Source organism: Methylocella sp. CPCC 101449, assembly GCF_031921685.1.
GTDB lineage: Bacteria > Pseudomonadota > Alphaproteobacteria > Rhizobiales > Beijerinckiaceae > Terripilifer.
This window is the reverse complement of sequence record NZ_JAPDHU010000003.1, coordinates 867975-889490: the sequence shown is the minus strand read 5'-3', so window position 1 is coordinate 889490 and position 21516 is coordinate 867975. Positions and strand designations below refer to the sequence as shown.

General features: G+C 62.8%; 19 protein-coding genes. 8 read left to right on the top strand and 11 right to left on the bottom strand.

Going from position 1 to position 21516, the window contains the following annotated elements:
• The first annotated feature begins 177 nt into the window (after positions 1-177).
• Both hemH and cutA read left to right on the top strand, forming a co-directional pair.
• Positions 178-1236, top strand: a complete 1059-nt coding sequence (gene hemH, locus OIM99_RS24370) for a ferrochelatase (protein WP_311853090.1) — start codon at positions 178-180, stop codon at positions 1234-1236.
• The gene (gene cutA, locus OIM99_RS24365; protein ID WP_311853089.1) at positions 1233-1565 is read left to right on the top strand and encodes a divalent-cation tolerance protein CutA; all 333 of its coding nucleotides are present in this window, start codon (positions 1233-1235) and stop codon (positions 1563-1565) included. The genes hemH and cutA overlap by 4 nt, the downstream gene beginning before the upstream one ends.
• A 15-nt stretch (positions 1566-1580) precedes the next feature.
• Here cutA and OIM99_RS24360 read toward each other — a convergent pair whose 3' ends face one another.
• The 4 genes from OIM99_RS24360 to OIM99_RS24345 form a co-directional block, all read right to left on the bottom strand.
• The gene (locus OIM99_RS24360; protein WP_311853088.1) at positions 1581-2600 is read right to left on the bottom strand and encodes a tripartite tricarboxylate transporter substrate-binding protein; all 1020 of its coding nucleotides are present in this window, start codon (positions 2598-2600) and stop codon (positions 1581-1583) included.
• A gap of 38 nt (positions 2601-2638) precedes the next feature.
• A complete protein-coding gene (locus OIM99_RS24355; RefSeq protein WP_311853087.1) occupies positions 2639-4105 on the bottom strand; it encodes an AMP nucleosidase in 1467 nt (488 codons plus the stop codon).
• A gap of 118 nt (positions 4106-4223) precedes the next feature.
• Positions 4224-5618 (bottom strand): SGNH family hydrolase, encoded by a 1395-nt coding sequence (locus tag OIM99_RS24350; protein ID WP_311853086.1) that lies wholly within the window; start codon positions 5616-5618, stop codon positions 4224-4226.
• A 29-nt stretch (positions 5619-5647) separates the two neighbouring features.
• The gene (locus tag OIM99_RS24345; RefSeq protein WP_311853085.1) at positions 5648-6958 is read right to left on the bottom strand and encodes a lytic murein transglycosylase; all 1311 of its coding nucleotides are present in this window, start codon (positions 6956-6958) and stop codon (positions 5648-5650) included.
• 306 nt (positions 6959-7264) lie between these two features.
• Between OIM99_RS24345 and OIM99_RS24340 the strand changes: the two genes are divergently transcribed.
• Positions 7265-8239: an SPFH domain-containing protein gene (locus tag OIM99_RS24340; RefSeq protein WP_311853166.1), complete on the top strand. Its 975-nt coding sequence runs from the start codon at positions 7265-7267 to the stop codon at positions 8237-8239.
• 24 nt (positions 8240-8263) lie between these two features.
• Complete coding sequence (locus tag OIM99_RS24335; RefSeq protein WP_311853084.1) at positions 8264-8707, top strand: NfeD family protein; 444 nt, start codon at positions 8264-8266, stop codon at positions 8705-8707.
• A 233-nt stretch (positions 8708-8940) separates the two neighbouring features.
• On the opposite strand, the gene OIM99_RS24330 is transcribed toward OIM99_RS24335, so the two are convergent.
• The 6 genes from OIM99_RS24330 to OIM99_RS24305 all read right to left on the bottom strand — a co-directional run bounded on the left by OIM99_RS24330 (position 8941) and on the right by OIM99_RS24305 (position 15199).
• Positions 8941-9651: an ABC transporter ATP-binding protein gene (locus OIM99_RS24330; RefSeq protein WP_311853083.1), complete on the bottom strand. Its 711-nt coding sequence runs from the start codon at positions 9649-9651 to the stop codon at positions 8941-8943.
• The gene (locus OIM99_RS24325; RefSeq protein ID WP_311853082.1) at positions 9638-11443 is read right to left on the bottom strand and encodes a branched-chain amino acid ABC transporter ATP-binding protein/permease; all 1806 of its coding nucleotides are present in this window, start codon (positions 11441-11443) and stop codon (positions 9638-9640) included. Before OIM99_RS24325 ends, OIM99_RS24330 begins: the two co-directional genes overlap by 14 nt.
• A gap of 7 nt (positions 11444-11450) precedes the next feature.
• Entirely contained in the window at positions 11451-12299 is an 849-nt protein-coding gene (locus OIM99_RS24320) for a branched-chain amino acid ABC transporter permease (protein ID WP_311853081.1), read from the bottom strand.
• Positions 12300-12329: 30 nt separating this feature from the next.
• Positions 12330-13562, bottom strand: coding sequence for an amino acid ABC transporter substrate-binding protein (locus tag OIM99_RS24315; RefSeq protein ID WP_311853080.1), 1233 nt, complete (start codon positions 13560-13562; stop codon positions 12330-12332).
• Between the two features lie 193 nt (positions 13563-13755).
• On the bottom strand, positions 13756-14772 hold the full coding sequence (locus OIM99_RS24310) for a KpsF/GutQ family sugar-phosphate isomerase (protein ID WP_311853079.1): 1017 nt from the start codon (positions 14770-14772) through the stop codon (positions 13756-13758).
• Positions 14773-15022: 250 nt separating this feature from the next.
• Complete coding sequence (locus OIM99_RS24305; protein WP_311853078.1) at positions 15023-15199, bottom strand: hypothetical protein; 177 nt, start codon at positions 15197-15199, stop codon at positions 15023-15025.
• Between the two features lie 4 nt (positions 15200-15203).
• On the opposite strand from OIM99_RS24305, the gene OIM99_RS24300 reads away from it, so the two are divergent.
• On the top strand, positions 15204-16694 hold the full coding sequence (locus tag OIM99_RS24300) for an outer membrane beta-barrel protein (RefSeq protein ID WP_311853077.1): 1491 nt from the start codon (positions 15204-15206) through the stop codon (positions 16692-16694).
• Positions 16695-16824: 130 nt separating this feature from the next.
• Positions 16825-17322 carry an ester cyclase gene (locus OIM99_RS24295; protein WP_311853076.1) on the top strand — a complete coding sequence of 166 codons (498 nt, stop codon included), beginning with the start codon at positions 16825-16827 and terminating at the stop codon, positions 17320-17322.
• Between the two features lie 23 nt (positions 17323-17345).
• Here OIM99_RS24295 and galU read toward each other — a convergent pair whose 3' ends face one another.
• Positions 17346-18233, bottom strand: a complete 888-nt coding sequence (gene galU / locus OIM99_RS24290; RefSeq protein WP_311853075.1) for a UTP--glucose-1-phosphate uridylyltransferase GalU — start codon at positions 18231-18233, stop codon at positions 17346-17348.
• Positions 18234-18454: 221 nt separating this feature from the next.
• Between galU and galE the strand changes: the two genes are divergently transcribed.
• Both galE and OIM99_RS24280 read left to right on the top strand, forming a co-directional pair.
• Entirely contained in the window at positions 18455-19459 is a 1005-nt protein-coding gene (gene galE / locus OIM99_RS24285; protein ID WP_311853074.1) for a UDP-glucose 4-epimerase GalE, read from the top strand.
• Between the two features lie 259 nt (positions 19460-19718).
• Positions 19719-21485 (top strand): DUF882 domain-containing protein, encoded by a 1767-nt coding sequence (locus OIM99_RS24280; protein ID WP_311853073.1) that lies wholly within the window; start codon positions 19719-19721, stop codon positions 21483-21485.
• The last annotated feature ends 31 nt before the right edge of the window (positions 21486-21516 follow it).

Below are 21516 nucleotides of genomic sequence, written 5' to 3'. Positions count from 1 at the left end.
TTCCTTGCGGCATTTCCCCATGCGGCGGCCTTGTTCCCAGCCGATTCCGCGAACCGGATGGTAGCATGGGTTCCGCACCTTTCCAGGTGTGCGCAAAGGGCCGGATCGACTTTTCAGTCTCCGGGGCCTAAATCAAGTTAATCCTTATCCACATCGCATAGTTTTGATAGCGACCTCATGACAGAAGCCAGCGCCGCCGGCGCCGCAACCAGCGACAGTCCAGCTTATCCTTCCGGCAAGGTTGGCGTGTTGATCGTCAATCTCGGCACGCCTGACGCGACCGACTACTGGGCGATGCGTCGCTATCTGAAGGAGTTCCTGTCGGATCCCCGTGTGATCGAGGTGCCCAAGCTTCTGTGGTGGCCGATCCTCAATCTTGCCATTTTGACGATCCGCCCCAGTCTCTCTGGGCGCAAATATGCGACGATCTGGAACAAGGACCGCAACGAGAGCCCGTTGCGCACTTATACGCGGGCGCAGGCGCAGCGGCTCGCACGGCTGATCGGCGAAGGGGCGCTGGGCGATCCGGCGCGTCCGGTCGTGGTCGATTGGGGCATGCGCTACGGCAATCCATCGATCAAGTCGCGCCTCGAGGCTTTGCAGGCACAGGGCTGCGACCGCATCCTGTGTGTGCCGCTCTATCCGCAATATGCCGCTTCCGCTTCGGCGACTGTGGCCGACAAGGCTTTCGCCGCCTTGAAGACCATGCGCTGGCAGCCGGTGACGCGCATAGCGCCGCCCTGGCACGACGATCCCGTTTACATCGATGCTTTGGCGCAGAGCGTGCGTGACGCCCTGGCCAAGCTCGATTTCGAGCCCGAGGCGGTGATCGCCTCGTTTCATGGCATTCCACAAAGTTATGTGGACAAGGGCGATCCTTATGCCGCGCAATGCGTCGAGACCGTGCGGCTCTTGCGGCAGAAGCTCGGGTTCAGCGACGCGCGGATGCCGCTCGCTTATCAGTCCCGTTTCGGCCGCACCGAATGGATCAAGCCTTATCTTGACGCGACCGTACGCGAGATGGCGCAGCGCGGCGTCAAACGGATCGCTATCGTGGCACCTGGCTTCGTGTCCGATTGTGTCGAGACGATCGAGGAAATCGGCGTCGAGGTGCGCGACATCTTTTTGGGCGCGGGCGGCGAGCATTTCGCCCGGATCGACTGCCTGAACGATACGGACGCGGGGATGAACGTCCTTGCGCATGTGGTGCGGCGCGAACTGCAGGGGTGGATATGACCGAACCGGCCTCCGATAGCGGCTATTCGATCGTCGTGACCACGACGAGCAGCGACGACAATGCCCGGCTCATCGCCGAGCGTCTGCTGTCGGATAAGTTGGCCGCCTGCGTACAGCTTCAGCGGATCGAAAGTCTCTATGTCTGGGAGGACAGGCTGCGCGACGAACCGGAAATCGAAATTCGCGCCAAGATCAAATCCGGCGACTATGCCGACGTGGAGCAGGCGATCCGCATGGTCCACGTCTATGAAGTGCCGGAGATCGTGCGCATCGCCATCGCCGAAGGGCATGGACCTTATTTGCGCTGGATCAGCGATGTGACGCGCTGATCGCGGCCTTGGAGATCAGTTGCCGAATATTTCACGCACCCGCTTTCGTATGCTGTCGTCTACCTTGACGGTCTGTTCGACGACCTGCTGCAGAAGCTGATGATCTGCCGGTTCGATGGAAACTTGCATCTTGGCGGCATCTGCGAGCAGATCTGGATCTTGCGTCATTTTTTGAAAGCCGTCGCGTAATGCCGCCGCCGCTGCCGCAGGTAGATTCGGCGGAGCTGTATATGCGCGGCCTATGGCCCCGCCTGATGCGTAGAGCCTGAGTAACTGCCTGTCGGCATCATTTTTTGCGAGTTCAAGAAGAGTGGGAACGTCTGGAAGTTCCGGATCGCGTTCCGGCACATCTTGCAGAATGATCCGCACCTGCTTATCTTTGAGCCAAGCCTGATGCTGCGCTTTAACGACTGCCCAGGACGTTGCGGTTCCATCGACTTCGCCACGCTCCATCGCCAACATGGCCGGTCCGGACGACGGGTAGCCGGATACGATCTTAAATTTGGTTCCAAGAAGGCTATTGAGAAGCTTGGGGACCGTCTCGGCCAAATTGGCCGGGCCAGTACCTGCCACGGACATCTCTATCGATTTAACATCCTCAATCGACTGTGCCTTGGCCGAATGCCAAACAAGATGAATGTTGTTGCTCGATGCGATGCGCCCGATCCAAGTTAGCTTCGTTGCGTCATACCGAGCTCCCGGATTTTGCAAGGCCTGTTCCATCGCGATCGTTTCGCCGAGAGCGGCGATGGCTGACCCGTCTTTGGGGGCAACTGCGTAGATGTAGTTGGCAGCTTGCAGGGACCCCGCGCCCGGCATGTTTTGGGGAACGATAGCTGGCTGTCCAGGCATATGCTTGCCAAGGAAGCGAGCTACCAGGCGAGCATAGAGATCATAACTTCCTCCTGGCGCGTAACCAATGACCAGGTAGATGGGTGACTTTGATATATATGACTGTGTCGTCGAGGTTTGAGCTTTCGCGGGCGTAAGGCCCATGCTTGCGATAGCCGCGACAATGCCCAAGCGAACAATCATGAACTCCTCCCTTGAAAGATTATTGGAAGACGTCCCGTCTAGCGGAACGGTGGTTCGTCGAAACTGCGCAGTTTGCGCGAGTGGATGGTGGCGCCGGCTTCATTGAGCTTGCTTAACGCGCGCAGCCCGATCTTCAGATGTTCGCCGACGGCGCGCTCATAAAATGCATTGGCAGCGCCCGGCAGTTTGATTTCGCCGTGCAGCGGCTTGTCGGACACGCACAGCAAGGTGCCGTAAGGCACGCGCAAACGGTAGCCCTGCGCTGCGATCGTACCTGACTCCATGTCGACGGCGACGGCACGCGATTGATTGATGCGGCGGCGTTCCTTGGTCCATTGCAGTTCCCAGTTGCGATCGTCCTGGGTGACGACGGTGCCGGTGCGCAGACGCCGCTTCAAACGCTCGCCCTTCTCGCCGGTGATTTCGGCGGCGGCTTCCTGAAGCGCCACCTGAATTTCAGCAAGCGCGGGAATGGGGATGTCGGGCGGCACCAGTTCGTCGAGGATATGATCCTGGCGCAGATAGGCGTGGGCGAGAACATAGTCGCCGATCACCTGTTCCTGCCGCAAGCCGCCGCAATGGCCGACCATCAGCCAGCAATTTGGCCGCAGCACAGCGAGGTGATCGGTGATGTTCTTGGCGTTGGAGGGACCGACGCCGATATTGACCAGGGTAATGCCCTCGCCGTTCTTGCGGATGAGATGATAGGCCGGCATCTGGAAGCGATGCCACGGCGCCGCCATCACCCGCTCAGCCGTGCCGTCATCGATGTCGCCTTTGCCGATGCGGCCGCCGCCCGGTACGGCTAAAGCATCGGCGGTGCCGGCCAGAACCTCGGCCAGGCCCAGCCGAACGAATTGATCGACATAACGGTGATAGTTGGTGAGCAGCACCCAGGGCTGCATGTCGCGCCAGTCGGTGCCGGTGTAATGGACGAGACGGCGCAGCGAGAAATCGATCCGCACCGCGTCGAACAACGACAAGGGGCGCGGCTCGCCATCGACAAAGTCGAACGTACCATCGGCGATCTCGTCGCCGACCAAGGACAAAAGCGGGGTCGGAAAATAGCGCGCGAGTTCGACGGCGGTAGCCTTGCCGCGCGCCAGTTCATCGCCGCCGTCGAGGGCGTAAGGATAGGGGATTTCCTGCTGGCTGACGCCGGTCTCGATCGTCGCGCCATATTCTTCCACCAGCAGGCGAAGCTGGTCGAGCAGGTAGGCGCGGAATTCGGCGGGCTGCGTGACGGTGGTCGAATAGATGCCCGGCGCCGGGAATTTGGCGAAGCCGCGCCATGTGGTCGGCGCGCTCAGCGGCAGTGCATTGGCGTGCGTATAAGTGACGCGGAGCACCGGATAGCGATAGCGCGCGCGTTCCTCTGCCGTCGGCGGCACATGGGTGTCGAAGAAGCGTTGCAGATCGTCACGTAGAGCCTGGCAGGCCGCATCATAAAGCGCTTCGAGCCGATCGATCGCGTCCTCGGGCGTGGCAGCGATCTCGAAGGTCATGCAAGGCTCCTGAATAAACGGCTGGTCCGCAGCCAGAGGTCGGATTTGGCGTCGGATTGTTCCGTCGTAGCAAATGGAAGGCTGTTCGTCCGGCCCACGATCGTCTCAGTTGACTCGTTTAATTCACTCTTGGCCAGGAGAAATCGTCGGCGCGGCCGGGCCGCGTGTCCATTGGTGCGCCGGTGACGAGGGCGCGTTGCGTCAGATCGTTGGGATCGCCGGTGCGTGGCGTGCGGGCCCGTGTGGCGAGCTGACCGCCGGGCGACATATCAGGCGCCGTCAGGGTCAGCACCGGGCCTGCCGGCGGGCGTACCGGGATGACGATTTGCGGCGGCGGCGGTGGCAGCGGAATCAGAAGGCCGGCATTCGGCGGCGGCACTTCTGGCGGCAGATCGACCCGAACCGTAACTTGCTGCTGGGACGGCGTCGAGGGCGGCCGACCGGCGATAGCAGGCTCGTTGGGCTTCTGCGCATCGAGAATGCGGCGGATGTCGCCTTCGACATAATAAGCGAGCTTGCGGGCACCGGCACCGGTGAAATGCACGCCATCGCCGGTACGCAGCCGCACGATCTGGCCGTTGAGATCAGGGCCGAAGATCGAGAACTGGTTGCGGTCGTCGACGAAACCTTCCCAGACGTCGATATAGGTGGCGCCAGTCTTGGCGGCGACATCGCGGTAGATTTCGTTGAAGTTCAGTAGTTCCGCCGTCAGCCGCTCGTTCTTCATCACCGGCAGGCCAACCCAGAGCAGCGGAATCTTGCGGTCACGGAACTGCGTGGCGATCGCTTCGACACGCGCCGTATAGGCGGCGTTCCATTTCGGCGTGCGCGGTTCGAGTACCGTATTGCCGTCGCGCAATTGCTGGCGGTCGTTGCTGCCGATCAGGATGACGGCGAGTTTGATCTTGTCGTTGCTGGCCAGAAGCTCGCGGACGTTCTTATTCCAGTCGTAATAGTCATCGCGCACGAGACCGGAATTTTCGCGGGTGCGGCGCAGAATGGCGATATCGGGCCGCTCCTCGAAAGCTTCCTGCAGGCCCTGGGCCAGCAATTGGCCGATGTTGTCGCCGATGACGGCGATGGTGGTCGTCGCTGCCTGAGGCGTCTGGGCGGCAAGGGTCGCCGGCGCGGATGGGGTGCTGGGGGTTGCGGGCGCCGCCGGTGCTGCGTTTTCGGTCGGGGGTGGCGTCTCGGTGGGCGGACGGGTGGGTTGCAGTTCGTGCGGCACTTCGCGGCTGAAGCCGCGCTTGGGCGCGGCGCGGCGGATGAGCTGGGTCGGCCGCTGCACGACGATGGGGGGCTTGCGCGCCTGCTGCATGCGCTGGCGCTCGCGCTGCCAGTAGAGCGCGCTGTTGGAATCGTCGAATTGGGCTATGACCGCCGGGCCGCCGGTCAGGAACAGGAAGATGGCGACCAGGCTGAGCTTGAGCGCGCGTGCGAAGCCGCCAGTCCAACCGCCAATCCGGCCGCTATGCCGGCCTGGAAGGCTGGGAGGAGCTTCGGCGTGCGACACGGCGGGCTGCATGCCCACGTTTTACCAGATCAGCGGTGCGAGCGCATCTGTTCGAGCAGGCTGACGGTGGCATAGCCGTCTGGCGTCAGGCCGCGCCGTTTCTGGAACGCCCGGATCGCCGTCTGCACCTGTTCGCCAATCTTGCCGTCGACCTTGCCGGCATCGAGCCCCATCCGATTGAGATGACGCTGCATTTCCATGGCCTGGGCGGTGGTGAGCGGCTTGTCGCCGGTCGGCCATTTGGCCGCCAGACTGCCGGCCCCGGCGATGCGGTCGCTGAGGATGGCGACGCCCAGCGCATAGGCCTGGGAATTGTTGTAGGACTTGATGACGCGGAAGTTCGGCGTGATCAGGAAGGCCGGGCCGCGCGCGCCCGCGGGCAGGAACAGGGAAGCCTCACCGCCAGATGGCATGGCCTCGCCATCGGCACGGCGCACACCCAGGCCCGCCCATTGCGGGAAGGAACGGCCGGTCTGCGGCTCGTGCGCGGAGAAGTCGAAGCCCGACGGGATAACCACTTCATAGCCCCAGGTTTCGCCGCGCCTCCAGCCGTAGCCGGCGAGATAATTGGCGGTGGAGGCGATGGCATCGGGGATGCTGGTCCAGATGTTCTTGTGGCCGTCGCCGTCATAGTCGACCGCATATTTCATGAAGCTCGACGGCATGAACTGGGTCTGGCCCATGGCGCCGGCCCACGAGCCGTTCATCTGCCCATAGCCGATGTGGCCCTGCTGCAAAATGGTGAGCGCGATCAGCAGTTCGTTGCGGAAGAAGTCGCGGCGCTCGCTGCCGTAAGCCAGAGTGGCGAGCGAACGCACCACATTCTTGCCGCCGGTCATCTGGCCATAGCTTGTTTCCATGCCCCAGATGGCCAGAACGACGTAACGGTCGACGCCGTAGCGGCGCTCCACATCGGTCAGCACCTGGCCATAGCGCTTGGCCATGTCCTGGCCTTGCGAAATGCGCGAAGCCGTCACGGCGCCAGTGAGATAGCTCCACACCGGCTTGACGAATTCGGCCTGTTTGCTGCTGTGCTTGAGGAGCGACATGTCGGGTGTCATGCCGCTGAAAATCTGGTCGAAGAGCTGGCGAGAAACGCCGCGTGCCTGGGCTTCCGACCAGAGGCCGGAGACGAATGTGCTGAAGCCGCTTTCGGCGGCCGCGCCACGGGGGGCTCCTTGCGCACGTGCCGTCGAGTGCAGAACGCCAGCCAGGAGGAGAAGCGCGGAGGCGACGAAAATCAGGGTGCGCAGGATCTGGCCATGGGTGGCCGTGGCCAGGGAAGGGGAGATCGGCGGTTCCGCGTGGAACGGCCGCAGTCTCTTGCGCGCGAACGCCATGCTTTGCTCCGGTATTCCTGTCCCGCAGACCGGCGGGATTTGGGTTTTCGACAGCGGAAATTAGGGGCAAGTCATTTCGGAATTGTTTACCATCCCCATTAAGGGTGCAACTTGCCCCATTCAGGGGTGCAACTTGATGTCTCATTGGGGCGAAAACCGGGGTGTTCTCACGTATTGGCCGTTCGTTTGGGCGCTTAAGTTCTGCGCGGACTGGCGCTCGCCACCCGGTCTGTGCGATTTGTCATGCATCAGCCGCATGGTGTGAGACAGAGTGACGACTTCTTGGGAAAGGATTCCATCATGATGATTTCCGGGCTGGGGCTTTTCGCCATCGCATTCGTTCTGTTCGTCATCGTCACGCTGCTGATGGGCGTGCGGCAGGTGCCGCAAGGCTATGCCTATACGGTCGAACGGTTCGGCAAATATTATAAGACCCTGTTTCCGGGGCTTGGCATCATCATGCCGTGGATCGACCGCATCGGTCGCAAGATCAACGTCATGGAGCAGGTGCTCGACGTGCCGACGCAGGAGGTCATCACCAAGGACAATGCCAGCGTCTCCGTCGATGGCGTGTTGTTCTTCCAGGTACTCGATGCGGCACGGGCCTCCTACGAGGTCTCCAATCTGGAGATCGCTCTGCTCAATCTCACCATGACCAATATCCGTACCGTCATGGGTTCGATGGACCTCGACCAACTGCTGTCACATCGCGATGAGATCAACAATCGGCTGCTGTCGGTGATCGAACAGGCGGCGCAGCCCTGGGGCATCAAGACCAACCGCGTCGAGATCAAGGATATCGTGCCGCCGCGCGATCTCGTCGACTCGATGGCGCGGCAGATGAAGGCGGAACGCGAGAAGCGCGCCAGCGTGCTTGAGGCGGAAGGCCAGCGGCAGGCGGAAATCCTGCGCGCCGAAGGCCGCAAGCAGGCCGTCGTGCTGGAAGCCGAAGGCCGCAAGGAAGCGGCCTTCCGCGATGCCGAAGCACGCGAACGTCAAGCCTTGGCGGAAGCCGAAGCAACACGCTCCGTCTCGGAAGCCATCGCCAAGGGCGACATCGCCGCGCTCAACTATTTCATCGCCGAAAAATATGTTCGGGCGATCGATGCCCTGGCGCATTCGACCAATCAGAAGACGTTCCTGATGCCCATGGACATGGCCGGGATCGCCGGTACGCTGGCGGGCATTACGGAACTGACGCGGGAAGCCGCGTCGGCGCACAGCTCGGCTGGCGGCGAAGCGCGGCGCGGCAGCAGTCTGCCGCCGACCAATCGCGGCTGATCGCGTAGAGGACGAGGGGCAAAGATGGATTTCCTGGGGTTGCACGTGGCGTGGTGGTGGCTGGTCGGGGGCATATTGCTCTGCGCGGCTGAAGCCATCGCGCCGGGAATGTTCCTGTTGTGGATCGGCTTGGCGGCGATCGCCACCGGGCTGGTGCTCAGCGTGATAAGTCTGTCGCTGCCGTGGGCGCTGCTGCTGTTTGGCGTTCTCGCCATCGTGTCGCTCTTGCTCGGCCGCAAGTTCTACGGTTCGCGCGACAGCGCCGGCGATCAGCCGTTTCTCAACCGCCGGGCCGACGCGCTGGTGGGGCGCAGCTTCATCCTCAGTGAAGCGATCCGGCAGGGCGAAGGGCGCATTCGCGTCAACGACTCGCAATGGGTGGTGCGCGGCCCCGACCTGCCGGCCGGCACCAAGATCAAAGTGGTCGGGGTTGAGGACGCCATGGTGTTGCAGGTCGAACAGGCCTAGCAGCCTGCTTAAATCTCTCCCCGCTGTCATTCCCCGGTGCGCGAAGCGCGAGTGGGAATGACACCTAGAACGTGCCTTGCATGGGGTTGTTCCTCAGATTTTGCCGATACCCCCCTCCACCGCGATGAAGCGGGGCGACAACCGTCGTGATCGCTTTGAAAATACGAAAGCGAAGCGGCGGAATTATGTGCTGGCTGAGGCGCCTGGCGCTCACCGTCACTGGGAGTGCTGCTTCAGTGTCCGTGCCCGAGATAGGCGGCGCCGATCTCGGGCCGTTGGCGCAATTCGTCCGGCGTGCCTGACGCGATCATCTGGCCGCAATCCAGCACATAGGCGCGCTGCGCCGCTTCCAAGGCTTTGGTGGCATTCTGCTCGATCAGCAGAATGGAGACCCCGGTCGCGTGGATGCGGGCGATGGTCTCGAACACCTGTTTGATGATGACCGGCGCCAGGCCCAGCGACGGTTCGTCGATCAAGAGCAGGCGCGGACGTGCCATCAGCGCGCGGGCGAAAGCCACCATCTGCTGCTGCCCGCCCGACAGCGTGCCGGAAATCTGCCGGCGCCGTTCGCCGAGAATGGGGAACATGGCATAGGCCTGCTCCAGCCCTTCGCGCTTATGGGCACGGGCGGCGGCCCGATAGCAGCCGAGTTCGAGATTTTCCTCGACCGTCATCGAGGTGAACAGGCGGCGGCCTTCGGGAATGATGGCGACGCCGCGATCGGCCAATTGCTGCGGCGTCAGTCGGGCGATGTTCTCGCCATCCAGCAGAATGCCGCCGCTGCGGATCGGCAGCAGGCGCGCCAGCGCATTGACCAAAGTGGTCTTGCCGGCGCCGTTCGGGCCGATGATGGCGACGAGTTCGCCCGCGCCCAGATCGAAGGAGATGTTCGAGAGCGCGAGGGCCTCTCCATAGCCCACGCAGACCGCGTCAGCCTTCAGCATCGCTCGTCCCCAGATAAGCGCGGATCACCGCCGGATCGTCCATCACCGTGCGCGGATCGCCTTCGGCAATCAGCTTGCCCTGGTTGAGGATGATCAGCCGGTCGGTCAGTTCCATCACGGCACGCATATTGTGTTCGACGAAGACGATGGTGCGCTCGCCACCATGGATGCGGCGGACCATGGCGATGGCGCTGGTGATTTCGCTCGGCGTGAGGCCCGCCAAAACTTCATCGAGCATGACGAGGCGGGCATCGGAGACGAGCGCGCGCGCCAGTTCGAGGAATTTGCGCTGGTGCAGGTTCAACTCGCTCGGAAAAGCGCCAGCGCGATTGGCGAGGCCGACGAAATCCAGCGTTTCAAGCGCCTTGCGTCGCGCCGTTTCCTGCGGATAGGCGGCGCCGCCGAACATGGCCGCCACCATCACATTGTCGAGCACGCTCAGATGCGGGAAGGGGCGCGGGATTTGGAAGGTGCGGGCGAGGCCGAGGCGCGCGATGCGATGCGCCGGCATTTGCGCCAGATCGTGGCCCTCGAACAGCAGCCGCCCGGTGTCGGGCTTGTAGAAACCGTTCATCACATTGATGAGCGTCGACTTCCCCGAGCCGTTGGGGCCGATGAGGCCGAGAATCTCGCCCTGGCGAATGTCGAAATTGACGCCATCGAGCGCCTGTACACCGCGAAAGGCGAGGCTGATGTTCTCGCCTTTCAAGAGAATGGGTCGTTCTGTGGCTGTCGGCGCTGCGGCAACGGGTGCGGCTGGCACGAGCGCGTGCGGGGCAGTGTCGGTGTTGCTGCTGGCTGCGGCGCGGCGCTTGTGCACCTGTTTCTGCACGAAACCGGCGACGCCTTCCGGCAGGAACAAAGTGGCGAGGATCAGCGCCAGGCCGATGACGATGCGCGCGGCGAGCGCGGAATCGCCGGAGACGAAGACGAAGTTGATCGTCGTGACGAAGACCGCACCGATGGCCGGACCCAGCCAATGGCGCATGCCGCCGATGACGCTCATCAGGATGACGAACAGCGCCACCGTGCTGGAGAAGGTTTCCGACACGGTGACATAGCTGACGAAGATGGCATGGACGGCGCCGATGACGCCGGCGATGGCCGAGGAAATGGCGAAGGCGATCAGCTTGTAGCGATAGGAGGGAACGCCCAGGCCTTCGGCGACATCCTCATCGTCGGCGATGGCGAAGAGGCCGCGGCCGAGCCGGCCGTATTGTATGAAATAGGTGATGGCGAGCGTGCCGATGGCGACGCAGGCGCCGAGCAGGTAGATCGTCGTGGCGGAATTGTCGTAGATGCGCGGCAATTGCACGCCAAGCAGATATTTGCCCGGACCGCCGTCGATCGGCGTGTTGAGGACGATCGTGGCGACGACGATGGTCATCGCCAAAGTCAGCAGCGCGAACAGTTCGCCGCGCAATCGGCGCACGCGAAAGATCACGGCACCCATGCCCAGGCTCAGCAAGGCGGCCAATGCCGCGGCGATGACGAGGCAGACGAGGATCGGCAGCGAGGCGCCGAGATTGGCGGTCGTATACATGCCGACGCCGTAGAAAGCGCCATGGCCGAAGGAGAAATAACCGGTGAAGCCGCTGATGATGGTCCAGGAGGTCGCCAGCGAAATCCACAGGCATAGAAGATAGAGGAAGGATTCGAAGAATGGCGGCAGGCCGAGCGCGGGCAACAGGAGGAGCAAGACCAGCGCGACGGCAAGCGTGGTTGGCACGCCAAAGCGTGCGGCAGCGGAGCGGGTGGGAATGACGGGCGTGTCTGCGGTTACCGAGGCCATATTCCACTCACACCCGTTGCGGCCATAGCACGAGAAGCAGGATCAGGATGGTGAAGGGCACGACCGGTGCCCAGGACGGAGCGGTGATCGCCATGGTGATCGCTTCGCTGACGCCGATCAGCATGCCGGCGGCGAGAAGTCCCAGAGGATTGCCGAGGCCGCCGAGCAGGACGGCGGCGAAGACGACACCGAGCCAGGACAGGATTTGGCTCGGCGCCAAGGTGTAAAGCAGCGCGACGAAGACACCGGCGACCGATGCAAGCGCGGCTGAGAAGCCCGAGACCAGCAACAGCAAACGCTGGTTCGGCACGCCGAAGGCGGCGGCGATGGCGGGATTGTCGAGCCCGGCGCGCAAAGCCTTGCCGAGCCAGGTGAAGCGCATGGCGGCCCAGGTAGCGACGCACAGGCCGACAGCGATGACGACCAATAAGATATCCGCCACCGGCAAGAGCAGCGTGCCGACCTCGACATTGCCGTGCAAGGCGCGATTTTCGTAGCGTACGAAATCGGCCGACCAGATGAGCTGGATCACCGCTTCGGCAATGATGGCCAGACCATAGGTGACGATCAGCGAAGAGAATTCGTTGACGTTGAAGCGCAGGATCAGCACCTGCTGGATCACGCCCAGCACGAAGAACAGGGGGATCAGCAGGAGGGCGACGGCGAGCGCGCTGTAGCCGCGCACGCCGGCGAATTCATAGGTCATGTAAGCGGCCAGAAACACCAGGCCGAAATGGGCGATGTTGATGACTCGCAGGTAACGCCAGGAGAGGCTCATGCCGAGCCCCATCAAGGCGTAGAGACTGCCGGCGAAAATCCCCGACAGTACCGATTGTCCAAACAGCGTTGCGCTCATCGGGTGATGGCTTGTTTCTCTGATGACGCTTTACTTGCCCTGGACCGTATAGCCGGGCGTGATCATATCCTTCGGCCAGATGATGACCCATTTGCCCTGCTGCACTTGCTTGGTGCGCATCAGGTTCTTGCCGTAGTTGTTTTGGCCGTCGAAGCTGATGTGACCGAGCACGGTGTCGGAGCCATTCTTCTTGATGTGGTCGGCCAGCACCTTGTCGTCGAGCGACTTGGTGGCCTTGATCGCGCCGGTGAGGATTTCCCACATCGACCAGCTCGCGCCCGCCTGGGTTTCCGGCTCCGTATAAGGCAGGCCGGCCTTGGTCGCGGCTTCCGTGAACGCCTTGGCGAAGGCGGCGGCCTCGGGGTTCTTGTTGAGCGGCGGCAGGTTTTCGAAGGCAGTCGTCGCCATGGCATCATTGCCGAGCGGCGAGGTCGCCAGCGGGCCTGGTGTCGGATAGACGTAGAAATGATTGCGCGGCTTGTAGTTCAGCTTGTCGAGCGCTTCGAGCAATTGGTTGCCCTCAAGGCCGATGGCGCCGACGAACAGCAGATCGGGATCGGCCTCGCGCACGCGCGCGGCGATCGGTCCGAAGTCGCGGGTGCCGAACTCGAATTCGAGATAAAGCGCTTCCTTGACGCCGCGCGCCTTGGCGACTTCGCGGGCGCCGACGGCGACGAATTGCACCGACGGGAATTTGCTGGTGACGATGGCGATCGACTTCGGCGTCTTGCCGATGGAAGCCAGCGCGTCGAGCAAATCGTTCGGCATGGTCTTTTCAGGGTCGATGCCGAGCGGCCAGGCCGGGAACTGGCGATCATAGGCGGCCATTTTCGGAATGCCGAACGTGCTGTGCACGAGGACCTTGTTGTAGCGTTGCGCCACCGCCATCGCCGACAGAATGCCCGCCGTCGCATAGGGGCCGATGATGAGATCGACCTTGTCGACGGTGATAAGACGCTCATAGAGCGTGCGTGTGATGTCCGGTTTCGACTGATCGTCGAGCAACACCCATTCGACCGGGCGGCCGAGCAGGCCGCCCCTGGCATTCAACTGCGCGACGAAGAGATCGCCGACGATCTTATGAATGGCGCCGGTCTGTGCCAGCGGTCCGGTCAGCGCCAATGTGCTGCCGATGCGGATCGGCGGTCCTGATGGTGCTTGAGCCTGTGCTTGAAAGGCCGTGGCGGCCAAAGCAGCGCTTGTTGCAAGACCGGCAGCAAGCATGAAACGGCGCGTTGCGCCGACGATGTCGCGTCCCCGCATATATCTCTCCCTCGCGCCGAGGGGTTGATATCCCTCTCCCTCCCTCGGACATGAAGCGAGCATGACGCGGAACGACGCGTTCTGCAAATCTGCAAATGCGCGTGCAACGCAATCTTGCAGAAAAATTTCTGCAAAAATTTTCGATGCGATCGGTCGTTATAGCTCTGTTATAGCGCGCCGAACCGCCAAGCGGTCAGGCCGCGCCGAGGTGCAGCAGGTCGTGCAGGTGGACGACGCCCACTGGACGTTGGGCCTCGTCGACGACGAGCAGGACCGAGCGGCGCTTGTCGTTGAGCAGCGCCAAAGCTTCCGCGGCCATCAGATCCGGCGAAACGGTGATCGGCTTGCTGGTCATGATCGCGTCGACCGGCTCGTTGATGAAATCACCGGACTTTTCCATGCGGCGGCGCAGGTCGCCGTCGGTGATGATGCCGCAGAGGCGGCCGTGGCCGTCGACAATACCGACGCAGCCGAAGCGCTTGCCACTCATCTCGATAATGGCCTCGCGCATGGCCGAGCCTGTCGCGACCAGCGGGATTTCGTCGCCCTTGTGCATGATGTCGCGCACGAACGAGAGGCGCGCGCCCAGTTTGCCGCCCGGGTGGAATTGGCGGAATTCGTGCGCCGTGAATCCCTTGGCTTCGAGGAGAGCGACGGCCAAAACGTCGCCCATGGCGAGCTGCATGGTCGTCGAAGTGGTGGGCGCCAGCCCGTTCGGACAGGCTTCCTCGGCGCTGGGCAACTGCAGGCAGATGTCGGCCTCACGGCCGAGCGCGCTGTCGGCATTCGACGTGATGGCGACGAGCTGGATCGAAAAGCGGCGCGAATAGGTGATCATGTCGGCCAGTTCCGCCGTCTCGCCCGACCAGGACAGGAGCAACAGAATGTCGTTGGGGCGAATCATGCCGAGATCGCCATGGCTCGCTTCGCCCGGATGGACGAAATAGGCGGGTGTGCCGGTCGAGGCCAAAGAAGCGGCGATCTTGCGGCCGATATGGCCGGATTTGCCCATGCCGGAAACGATGACGCGGCCTTCGCTGGCGGCGATGCGGCTGACGGCGATTTCGAGCGCCGCGGCGAGACCGCTCTGCGGCTGCAGCTTCAGCACGGTTTCGATGGCGGCAAGGCCGGCGCGCTCCAGGCCGAGGGTGCGCAAGGCGGAGGCCGTGGTGGCGCCGGGGGTGGGGGAAGCGGGATTCGGTGCGCTCATGGCGGGTTCCCTAGAGCAAATTGCCCGATCTGTCAGCCAAAGCTCGCTCTCCAGGCCTTTCTTAATGTCTCCGCTGCGTCGGCAAGCATCTGGTAACGCGACATTAACCATAAATCCTTAACGCTAGATTCACCATTCGAACCGCCGGAGTGGACCGGCGCCAGGTGCCAAAGTTGAGACTTCCGACTGCCCGAATCCGGCTTGCCGGCAGTGTCGGCGCCCTGCTTGTGGCTGGGGCGCTCAACGGCGCCTATGGGCAGACGGCCGGCTCATCCTCCAGTTCGTCGGCCAGCAGTCGGTCTTCCAGCAGCCAGTCTTCCAGCCTGCCGCTTCGGCAGTCATTCGGGCCTTCTTCCGGCTCCGGGGCGTCCTCGGGGTCGACGTCCGGAACATCGACGGCACAGGCGGTTGGCGCCGGAACGGACATGCCGATGGCGCCGACGGACGGCAGCAGTGGACAATCCGGCGGTCAGAGCGGTGCCGGCAACGATGCTTTCGGTGACGATACCGACAATAATCTCGTGACCCCGGCCGCGCGTCGGCCGGTCGGGCCGTTCACCTCGACCAATTACGGCCGGCCTCGCCAGCAGCCGGACAAACGCCTGAACTATAAAGGCCGGCGCAAAACGCCCGCGCGGCCGTTGCCGGCCCTGGTGCCTTATCCGGGATCGCCCATGGCCAAGCGTCCGGTCGATCCCATCGCCAATCCACCGCCGCCTCCGCCCAATTATGCGCAGGTGCCGACCATCGCGCGCAAGAAGCCGCCGATCGTCGATCCGGCGCCCTATGCGCCGCTGGGGATCGATGTCGGCTCGTTGCGCCTGAAGCCGTTCGTCGAGACGTCGGCTGGTTATGACACCAATCCCAACCGCACGGCGGATGTGAATTCGCCCAAGGGCTCGACACTGCTGCGCTTCGATGCCGGCCTCCAGGCCCAATCGAACTGGTCGAACCATGAGCTGCGCGCCGACATCAAGGGCGGCTATTCGCGTTATTCAAAAGTGCCGGAGGCCGACCGTCCCGATGGCACGGGCACGGTCAATCTGCGGGTCGATGCGACGCGCGACACGGCGTTGAATTTCGAGCTGCGGGGATCGTTGACGACACAACGTCCCGGCACGCCGGGCCTGCCGACCAGTCTGCAGGGGCGCCCGCTGGTGGCCTCTTACGGTGCGTCGTCAGGCATTACGCAGAAGCTTGGGCGGCTGGAAGCCTCGGTCACGGCACTGGCCGATCGCGTGCAATATGAGGATGGCCGCCTGAACAATGGCACCAACGTGCCGCTGTCGGACAACAACTACAATACTTATGGTCTGCGTGGTCGCCTCGCCTATGAAATCACGCCGGGCATCATTCCCTTCGCCGAAGTCACCGTCGACACCCGCAAACGCGACAAGCCGATCGACGATTCCGGCTATGCCCGCAATTCGAACGGCATTCTCGCGCGGCTCGGTTCCTCGTTCGAGTTCAGCCAGATGCTCACCGGGCAGATTTCCGGCGGCTATGGCAATCGCAAATATGACGATACGCGCCTGCCGAGCTTGAGCGGGCCGGCGATCGATGCCTCGTTGATCTGGACGGCGACGCCGCTGACGACGGTGACATTGCGTGGCACGACCAATTTCTTCGAGACGACCTTGGCGGGCGCTTCGGGTGCGATCAGCCGCACGGGGTCGGTCGAAGTTTCCCATGCGCTGCTGCGCAATCTGACGATCGGCATGACGGCGTCGTTGACCAACAATCAATATCGCGGCGTGAGCCTCACTGAAAATTATTACACCGCCGGCCTGAAGGCGGAATACAGCCTGACGCGCTCGATCGTGATCAAAGGCAGCTATACCTACGAGCGGCTGAAGTCGTCGCAGCTCGGCGCGGATTATACGGCCAACGTCTTTCTGCTTGGGCTTCGCTTGCAGCGTTGAGCCTGGCCTTCAGGCCATCGCCGCGATTGCTTACAACAGGCCTCATCCGTGATAAATCGGAGGATCGGCATCGCGTCCGCCGCGCATTGCCGAAGCCAGTATCTGTTGTTGTCAGCAGAGGAGAGTGTCCATGGGGCAAGCGCGCAGAAACGTCCTCAAGAGCGGATTGCTGTTGGCTGGTGGAGTGGCTTTGCCCAGCGTGGCGAGAGCGGCCGCCGAGTCGAATGCGCTCATGGAGCAATTCGCCGCTCGGCTGAGTGCCCATGATATCGATGGTTTCGCCGCGCTTTTCGATGACGGCTATGTCAACCATCAGGTCAGTGCGGCGACGCCGCCGCCACCGCAAGGCATGACGCCCAAGCAGGGAAGCGTCGCCTTCTTCAAGGCGCGTCTGGTGGGCATGCCCGATCTGAAGGTGACGATCGAGGCGCAGCTCGCGGCCGACGACAAAGTGGCGGCGAGTTTCGTCTATCAAGGCACCCATGGCGGCACCTATTTCGGCATGCCGCCGACCGGCAAGCCGCTGCGCTTCACGTCCTGCGATATCTTCCGCGTGCGAAACGGCAAGCTTGCCGAGCATTGGGGGATGGGCGACCTCGCCGGCGTGCTCGCCCAACTCAAAGGTTGAGGCGCACGCCGAAGCGCGGATGGTCAGATCGTGCCGACGATCTTCTTCAATTCCGCCAGGAAGCCTGGACGGATGTCGTCGCGTGCCATGGCGAAGGCGATGTTGGCGGCGAGGAAGCCGACCTTCGAGCCGGTATCATAGGTCTTGCCGTCGAAGCGCACGCCGAAAAAGCCCTGTTTCTCGGACAGTTTCTTCATGCCGTCGGTGAGCTGGATTTCGCCGCCGGCGCCTTTCTCGACATTGGCGAGAATGTCGAAGATCTGCGGTTCCAGCACGTAGCGGCCGGAGATGATGAGATTGGACGGCGACGTGCCCTGGGGCGGCTTCTCGACCATGCCGTTGATCTCGAACGTGTGGCCGAAATCCTTGCCGACGGAGACGATGCCATACATATGCGTGTCTTCCGGCCGCACTTCCTCGACGGCGATGACGTTGCCGCCGTGCTTTTCGTAAGCCTCGATGCACTGGCCCAGGCAGCGCGTCTTCTTGGCGCCGGGCAAAGTAATCATGTCGGGGAGAATTACGGCGAACGGTTCGTCGCCGACGATGTCGCGGGCGCACCAGACCGCATGGCCGAGACCCAGCGGCGCCTGTTGGCGGGTGAAACTGGTGGCGCCGGCCGCCGGCAGGTCGTCGCGCAGCGCCTCGTATTCCTTAAGCTTGCCGCGCTTCTGCAACGTATCGTCAAGCTCGTAGGCCATGTCGAAATGATCTTCGATCACCGCCTTGTTGCGGCCGGTGACGAAGACGAAATGTTCGATGCCGGCCTCGCGTGCCTCGTCGACGCAATGTTGCAGAACGGGCCGGTCAACGACGGTGAGCATTTCCTTCGGGATGGATTTGGTGGCGGGGAGCACACGCGTGCCCAAGCCAGCGACAGGGAAAACGGCTTTGCGAATACGTTTGGCCATAAAGCATCCATCCCAGAGTTGTTACGGTCCTCATCCCCCTGCATAGCCTTAAGCTTACAAGTTTAACCTCGTCTGGCAAAAGCCTATGCTTCGGCCAAAAATTCATATGAATTTAGGTTCATAGGGATTTCATCGTCCGGAGCGATGCGACCAGTTAGGGGCGAATCCGTTAAGATCGGGTGATGCGTTTTTTTGATGTCATCCGCAGGCTGTGAGGACAGATGACCGTACTTGTCACCGGCGGTGCCGGCTATATCGGCAGCCATATGGTTCTGGAACTGCTCGATGCCGGCGAAAAAGTCGTCGTGCTCGACAATCTGTCGACCGGGTTCCGCTGGGCGGTGCCGGCGGAGGTTCCCTTCGTCCAGGGCGATTTCGGCGACGAGGATCTGATCACGGAGACGCTGGCGCGTTACGACGTGACGGCCATCGCTCATTTCGCCGCCAAGATCGTGGTGCCGGAATCGGTGGCCGATCCGCTTGGCTATTATCTCAACAACACCGCCAAGGCGCGCAGCCTCATCGAGAGCGCGATCGAGGGCGGGGTGCAGCATTTCATCTTTTCATCGACGGCGGCGGTTTATGGCGACCCGGAAAGCAATCCGGTGACCGAGGATGAATCGCTCAAGCCCGTCAGTCCCTATGGCCGTTCGAAGCTGATGGTCGAGTGGATGTTGCAGGATGCGGCGAAGGCGCACGGCCTGCGCTATGCGGTGCTGCGTTATTTCAACGTGGCGGGGGCCGATCCAAAGGGGCGTACCGGCCAATCGACCGCCAATGCCACCCATTTGATCAAAGTGGCGGTGCAGGCGGCGCTGGGTCACCGCGCGGGCATGGAAGTGTTCGGCACTGATTATCCGACGCGCGATGGCTCGTGCCTGCGCGACTATATTCAGGTGAGCGATCTCGCCGCCGCCCATATGGACGCGTTGCGCTATCTGCGCGGTGGCGGGGACAGCATCACCTGCAATTGCGGCTATGCGCGGGGATATTCGGTGCTGGAAGTGATCGACGTCGTCAAGAAAGTCTCGGGCGTTGATTTTCCGGTGACGATTTCCGGCCGGCGCGCCGGCGATCCTGCTGCCATTGTCGCCGGCAACGATCGCATTCGCGCCGTGCTGGGCTGGACGCCGAAATATGACGATCTCGACGTCATCGTCCGCCAAGCGTTGCTGTGGGAGCAGCATTTGCAAAAGTTGCGCACCGCCGCCGCGCCGAGTGCCTGAAGCCGCCAGAAGCATGACATTTCGGGGCGTTGTCGTTTCTCGACACAAAATGGCCACGTTTTCTAAGCCTTTTCATCGAGCTGCGGATTGACTAAAGTCACGCCGCATCTCGGGCAATTGCTCGCACCGTTACGCGCCGTTAACGGTTTTCGGTAACAATTTGCTTGCGTTAACAATGTATTACCCTGCGTACCGGGGCAATCATCGTTAGCGGAGTGATTGACCGCAACCCGTGTCTCGGTCTGACGAAAAGGTGAGTTTGGCTTTGCAGAACCCGCGCCTCCGCACGGCATCGCGCCGTTTTTTCAAATTTTTTGCGGCCGGCGGGTCGCTCGCTTTCGTTCTCACCGCGCTATCCACAAGTTCGACTCAGACGGCCATCGCCAACGGCGACACCCGCACCATCAATCTGGTGCATGCCCATACGGGCGAAACGATTTCCGCCACTTTCCGCGTCAACGGCAGTTACGACCCGACCGTTCTGAAACAATTGAACTGGTTCCTGCGCGATTGGCGGCGTGACGAACAGATCAGCATGGATCCCCGCCTGTTCGACGTGATCTGGGAGGCGCAGCGCGGCGCCGGTTCGCGTTCCGTCATCCGGGTGCAGTCGGCTTACCGCTCGCCCGAGACCAATTCCATGCTGCGCCGCCGTTCGCGCGCCGTGGCCGAATATTCCCAGCACACGCAAGGCCGGGCGATGGACATCCACGTCGATGACGTGCCGATGTCCTATATCCGCGAGACCGCCATGCGCATGCAGCGCGGCGGTGTCGGCTATTATCCGTCCGCGAATTCGCCTTTCGTCCATCTCGATGTCGGTTCCGTCCGGGCCTGGCCGCGCATGAGCTACGATCAGCTCGCCCGCCTGTTCCCCGACGGCAAGACCGTTCACATCCCGGCCAACGGCCAGCCAATGGCGCGCTACGAAGAAGCGCGGGCCGAGATCGAGGCGCGCGGCGGTGGTTTTGTGCCGAGCTTGGCGCAGGTTCAGAGCAAGGGCTTCTTCGCCACCCTGTTTGGCTGGGGTGAAGAGGAAGAGGATACCGCTCCGGTTCGCACTCAGGTGGCTTCGCGCCGTGGCGCGCCGGCGCCGGTTCGCACCGCCGCGGCGACCCCACCGACGACAGCCTATGCCGCGGCCGAGGATAATTCCTCCGCCTCGTTCTTCCGCTCCGACGCAGCTCGCCGCGATCCGTCGCAGGTGGCCGCAGCGCAGCTCCAGGCGACGGCTCAGCCGGCGCCGCAGCCGCAACAACAGGCGGCCCCCGTTGCTGCAGTTCCTGCGCCCGTGGCCACCGCGCCGACAGGCCCGGCACCGCGTGGAAAGCCGGTTGATTTGCAGACCGAGATCCAGGTCGCCGACGTGCCGCTGCCGCCGCGCCGTCCGTCGGACACGCAGGTCGAGGCGATGATCATGGCGGCCGTTCCGCTGCCGCCGCAGCGTCCCGCCAGCCTCATCGTTCTCGCCAAAGCTGATCCGGCCAAAACCGACGTAGCTAAAACCGACGTGCCGATGCCGACCGCGCGGCCGGCCGCGCGCGAAGCGCTTGCCGCGCTCATCGGTGGTACGGGGTCGAGCAAGGTGGCGGCGACGCCGGGCCTGCCTTCCGTCATCACCCAGGGCACGCCGGTTGCGGCCAGCGCGGGCAGCAGCGTTCTGGCTTTCGCGCCGCTGCAGGGCGAGCCCGTCAAGCCGGTGGCGCGGCCGCAACAACAACGCAGCGCGCCCGTCGTCGCGCGTCTCGTTGGCGTACGCGCAGCGCGCGATGCGCATCCAGCACCGCTCTCGGCCGCACGGCTTGATCGCTCCAATTTCTCGTCGCTGCTGTCGCCGGCCAGCATTTCGCAGACGCCGGTGGCGAGCCTCGTGGGCTCCACCGTGGCGCCGTTGCGCGCGTCGTCGCGCAACGATTTGAAAGCGGCGATGTTCGGACCGCCGATCCCGGTGCAGGCGGAAACGTCCGACAACATGGCCTCGGCCGTTGGCCGTCGCGCCGAAGCGGATACAGCGCGCGCGAACTGAAAGTTGCGCTGAAGCCATCGCTTGATTGTGA